3 protein-coding genes are annotated in these 4,926 nt (G+C 61.1%); 1 reads left to right on the forward strand and 2 read right to left on the reverse strand.

Features of this window, described 5'->3' with window-relative positions:
- Window positions 1–629 precede the first annotated feature (629 nt).
- Complete coding sequence (locus VJ307_02720) at window positions 630–1,541, forward strand: PfkB family carbohydrate kinase (GenBank protein ID HJX73043.1); 912 nt, start codon at window positions 630–632, stop codon at window positions 1,539–1,541.
- 29 nt (window positions 1,542–1,570) lie between these two features.
- On the opposite strand, the gene VJ307_02725 is transcribed toward VJ307_02720, so the two are convergent.
- Together VJ307_02725 and lsrF are read right to left on the reverse strand one after the other, a co-directional pair.
- A complete protein-coding gene (locus VJ307_02725; GenBank protein HJX73044.1) occupies window positions 1,571–3,676 on the reverse strand; it encodes a bifunctional aldolase/short-chain dehydrogenase in 2,106 nt (701 codons plus the stop codon).
- 35 nt (window positions 3,677–3,711) lie between these two features.
- Window positions 3,712–4,596 (reverse strand): 3-hydroxy-5-phosphonooxypentane-2,4-dione thiolase, encoded by an 885-nt coding sequence (gene lsrF / locus VJ307_02730; GenBank protein ID HJX73045.1) that lies wholly within the window; start codon window positions 4,594–4,596, stop codon window positions 3,712–3,714.
- Window positions 4,597–4,926 lie beyond the last annotated feature (330 nt).

The following is a 4,926-nucleotide window of genomic DNA, read 5'->3' on the forward strand; positions in this document are numbered from 1 at the left end:
CGACGACCAGAAGGCTCATTCCCTGGCTCCTTTCCCGGAGGACATATGGTCCTATCCTACTACCACGCGGGGGGGCCTTGGCAATACACCCCCGCGCCGGGGCGCCATGATCGGCTTCCGCATCCTCGGAGGGGGGTCGCTTGACGAAGTCGCTCGACTTGCGATGAACCCGCAAGTCTGCGCTTGACCTTCCTCCCGGAGAGCTCCGCTCGGACCCCCCGTCCTTCGGCTGCTCCGCCGATGGCGCCCCGGGATAGGAGACGCCACGGGAAGGCGCCACATGGCTTGTTTGCTGGGCGTCCGGGGACCCTCAGGCGATGCGGGGGGTTCCCCGGAGCGGCGTGTGGAGCGAGGAAGGAGTATCCCCGCAAAGCGGGGTTCGTTCAGGCGAGCGAAACCGCAGCGAGCGGGCGCAAGGTCGCGAGCGTAGTGAAGGGGAAGCCCCCCGCGAGCCAGGGTCCCCGGTGACCGGCGCTCCCCCATCCCCCTTGTCGGCCGCAGCTGCGCCGGCAGCGGAGGCGGAGGATGCGGAAGCCGATCATGGCGCCCCGGCGCGGGGGTGTATTGCCAAGGCCCCCCCGCGTGGTAGTAGGATAGGACCATATGTCCTCCGGGAAAGGAGCCAGGGAATGAGCCTTCTGGTCGTCGGCTCGATGGCCTTCGACAGCATCCGGTCTCCCTTCGGGGAGGTCGAGAAGGTGGTGGGGGGCTCCGCCACCTACTTCTCGCTGGCGGCCAGCTACCTCGCCCCCGTGCGGCTGGTGTCCGTCGTGGGGACGGACTTTCCCCGGGAGATGATCGAAACGCTCGCGTCCCGGCGGATCGACGTGAGGGGCCTTAAGATCAGCGAGGGGAAGACGTTCCACTGGAAGGGCTTCTACGAGTACGACCTCAACACGGCCCATACCGTGACGACCGAGCTCAACGTCTTCCGGGACTTCGCCCCGGTCCTCCCGGAGGAGTACCGCGACACCCCCTACGTTTTCCTCGGCAACATCGCCCCCGCCCTCCAGAGGGACATCCTGCGCCAGGTCCGGCGTCCGAAACTGGTCGCGCTGGACACGATGAACTACTGGATCGAAAACAGCCCCGGGCTGCTGCGCGAGGTCATCGGGAGCGTGGACATCCTGATGGTGAACGAGGGGGAGATCCGGATGCTGACCGGGGAGTACAACCTGGTCAAGGCGGCCCGGAAGGCGATGGAGTGGGGCCCGAGCCGGGTGGTGATCAAGCGCGGCGAATACGGCGTTCTTCAGCTTTCGGACGGAACGATGTTCGCCGCCCCGGCGTACCCTCTCGAGACGATCTTCGACCCCACGGGCGCCGGCGACAGCTTCGCGGGCGGGTTCATGGGGTATCTGGCCAGCTGCGGCGGCAAGGAGCTCACCGAGATGGACTTCCGGCTCGCGACCATGTACGGGAGCGCGATCGCCTCCTTCACCGTGGAGGCGTTCAGCACCGAGAAGCTGCAAAACCTCACGCCGGAGGATATCTCGGACCGCCTCGGCTCCTTCCTCGCGCTCACCGAATTCCGGGTCTGATCGACCGCCTCCCGATTCTCGATCAGGGATTACCTCGGCGTCGCATCGGGAAGACCGCCATCCACGGGGATCGTCGCTCCCGTTGTCGGTGTCTGGCGGGTGGCGAAGTAGAGAACCGCCCTTGCCACGTGCGTGGCCGTTATCTTCGCTCTGAGAAGGTTGCGGTTGCGATAATATTCCTCGAGGCCCTTCTCGTCCAAGCCTCGTGCACGCATGCGGCCCGGGCCGACTTCGGTCCACAATCCGGATTTGCGGGTCCCATGGGTGAAGACCGCGTCGGGGGATACCATGTTGACGCGGACCCCGATCTCGGCGAGTTCCAGGCTGGCGATCCGGCCGAGCTGGTGCGCGGCTGCCTTGGTCGCACTGTACGCGCCGAACGTTGCACCGGGCGCAAACACGTTCTTGGTGGAGATCAACACGATATCCCCTCCGGTATTCTGGTTCCTGAAATGCCGTGCGGCCTCGGCCAGGACGTGGAGCGTTCCGTCGATGTTCACCCGTGTGAGCTTTCGAAAGGCCTTCGTGTCCATATCGGCAAGTGAGGAAACGTGCGCAACGCCCGCATTGACCACGATCAGGTCGATGCCTCCCCACTCGTGAATGACCCGGCCGAATCCCGCGGCCACGGACTGGGTTTTCGTGACATCGAGCGGGACACCGAAGATCCTGGATTCGTACGTCTGCCTCAACTCGTTCACCAGTTCGGTCAGGGGATTCCCCGGCAAATCCGTTGCGGCGACGTGACAGCCCTTTTCCAGGAGCCCCTGGCAGATTCCCGCGCCGATTGCCCCTGCGGCGCCCGTGATCAACGCCACGGACCGATGCAAGGGAAGCTCATTTTCGGCAAGCTTTGCATGCTGCAGGCTGTTGTATTCCATGTCGAAGAGATGATCCTCGCTCAGGCCCTTGTATGGGCCGACAGCCGCGGTCTTCGTTTTTACGGCCAATGTCTGTGCGGTGATATCCCGGACGATTCCGGCTTCCGCGACATCGCTCCCCGCGCATACGGCGCCGAGTCCGGGCATGAGAATGACACGAGGCATGGCGTCGAATCGCTCGAGCCCGGGGAAAAGTCTCGAAGCATGCCGCTTGAAATAGGCATCGTACTGCCTCGCGTAGTCGGCGATCGCGTTCGAGATCCTCTCCCGAATTTTCTGATGGTCGTCGTAGGGAGGGTTATCGATCCAAAGCGGCAGTGCCTTCGTTCGAATCAGATGGTCGGAGGTCAGGGGGGGGGAGATCGCAATCTCCTTTCCCCGATTCGAATCGACCAGATCGAGCACGTCATCGTTGATCAACGGCTGCAGGACGAACCGCCGGTACGGCGAATCGGCATCGTCCGTGGGGACGGCCAGCAGTCCTCGTAGCAGCGGGGCGATGTTCCGATACCGTTCACGGGCCGTTGCGATGGAAGTTGCCTTCCCGGATTTGGTACGTTTCCTTGATTTCCTTGCCAGGTATTCCCCCGCCCGTGTCACCAGTTCGACGGTTTTTTTGTACGACGAGAAGGCGTCGTCATCCCAGGTGACCAGTCCGTGTTTCATCAGGACCATGCCCATGCAATCAGGAGAATCGTCGAAAGCGGCTGCGGCGGCTTTTGCCAGGGAGAACCCCGGTTTGGCATAGTCGAGCACGATGACATCGCCGCCGAGCGCATCCCGGATGACTTCGTGTCCATCGCGCTGATTGGTGAGAGCCAAGATTGCGTCCGCATGGGTGTGATCGATGTATTTCGCGGAAAGAAAAGCGTGCATCAACGACTCGATGGAGGGTCTTTTTCCCCCGGCTTCCAGAAGGTGTGTGTGCAGTTCCTTCACCATGGTGTCGTCCGGCAGCGCCGGTAGCATTCGCAACCGTCGCAGGTATTCGAGGTCGAGCCCAACATGCCCATCCGGTTCGATGTTTGCCAAATCATATCCCGATGCTTTGACGAAGAGAGCGGGGAGGGGTTGACCCAGGACGTTGGTATAGGTTGTCTTGACCGAGGTGTTCCCTCCCCCGTGGAGCACGAGTTCTTTTTCCTCCCCGATCAGCCTGCTGGTGTATGTCCGGAGGGCCAAATCTCTTCCCCACCGCTTCTCATGGCGGGCGATAAACTCGGACGCTTTTTCTTGCCGCCATTTATTTTTCATGAGAGTTCACGCTGGGTTCGCGAAGGCGACGCATCCTATTTCTTACCGCTCTTCAGGGCCTGATAAACGTCGTACGCCTCATGGGGTTTCATCTTCTCGTGAACCACCTTTCGTACCGCCTGGATCATCGCGGCAGGGGCTTCGGATTGAAAGATGTTTCGACCCATATCGACACCCGCGGCTCCCTGCTGCACGGCGTCGTACGCCATCTTCAAGGCATCCGGCTCCGGCAGCTTTTTTCCGCCGGCGATCACAATCGGCACGGGGCAGGATGCCGTGACGGTGTCGAATCCTTCCGCGACAAAGTAGGTCTTGACATACGCAGCTCCCAGCTCCGCGCATATCCTCGCGGCCAAGCGCATATACTTTGCGTCCCGAACCATGTCTTTCCCGACCGCCGTTACCCCCAGGACCGGGATGCCGTGCCGGTTGCCGATATCCACCAGTCTGGTCATGTTGTGCACCGATTGGGTTTCGTGCTCCCCACCGATGAAGACCTGAACCGCCATCGCGGCGACGTTCAATCGAACGGCGTCTTCGACATCAACAGCGATTTCCTCATTCGAAAGTTCCTTGAGAATGCTCGGCCCACCGCTGGATCTCAGAACGATTCCTTTCGTGAACGTCGGTGGAATGGTCGAGCGCAATATGCCACGGGTGCACATCAAGGTATCGGCATAAGGGAGGAGGGGGACAATCGTGAGGTCCACGCGTTCCAGGCCTGCGGTCGGCCCAAGGAAATAGCCGTGGTCAATGGCGAGCATCACCGTCCGCCCCGTTTCGGGTCGGAATATGTTCGACAGCCGGTTCTTGAACCCCCAGTCAAGCGAGTTGGAACCCCGCAGCGTGTACGGCTCGCTTGCCATGGGTACGTCCACGAAATAATTTTGGGTATCTGAAATACCGTCCTTGTCCGCCATCGTCGATCCCCTTTCTTAACTCAATCAATGGCTTAGATTATCACCGGTGGTAGGGCATCTCAACCTAGTGCACCGTCTCGCAAATACCTTGGCATTCGAGCGCCGCTGCATCCGCTCCAGCTTCGTTGCGCTCCTTCACCATACTCAACGGTATGCCTCAGTCGCGCGCCTTGCTGGCGCGGCGCATCAACGCTCTCGGTGCGTCAAGCTATTTACGAGACGGTACACTTGGGCGAATCCGATGTTGCGCATAGGGGGCTATTTTACCAACCCGGAATCCGTCCGCACGGGGAAAGGAGGATAACGATTTTGAAAACAAAAATACAATAA

It is taken from the genome of Candidatus Deferrimicrobiaceae bacterium (assembly GCA_035256765.1).
Lineage (GTDB): Bacteria > Desulfobacterota > Deferrimicrobia > Deferrimicrobiales > Deferrimicrobiaceae > CSP1-8.